Consider the following 300-nt stretch of genomic DNA (forward strand, 5'->3'; position numbering starts at 1 on the left):
CCTCATCGACGACCCAGGGCAGCAACGGGCCAATCGACAGGCGCAGCCGGCCGTCGTGGCTGCCGTGCCAGCCCGCGGCGAGCCGTCCGACGCGCTCGGCCTGCTCAGCCGAGGTTTCGCAGAACTGCGGATCGAAGTGACGGGCCTGTGTGGCGCGCGCGACGGTGCCGCGGATCCCGCTGTCGCGCAACGCGCGAAAGGCCGCATCCTCGATGTCCGCATCGCTAGGCGGCATGAAGATGTTTTCGACTAGGCTGGTATTGCCGTTCTTGATGTTTTCGACGCAGCCGAGCAGTTCGG

The 300-nt window shown here is 67.0% G+C and carries 1 protein-coding gene; it reads right to left on the minus strand.

The window, feature by feature from the left end; genetic code table 11:
* Nucleotides 1-300, minus strand: a 300-nt coding sequence (locus I59_RS22630) for a hypothetical protein (RefSeq protein WP_031266050.1), incomplete at both ends; no start/stop codon positions are given.

Source organism: Curtobacterium sp. B8 (assembly GCF_000333315.1).
Taxonomy (GTDB): Bacteria; Actinomycetota; Actinomycetes; order Actinomycetales; family Microbacteriaceae; genus Curtobacterium; species Curtobacterium luteum.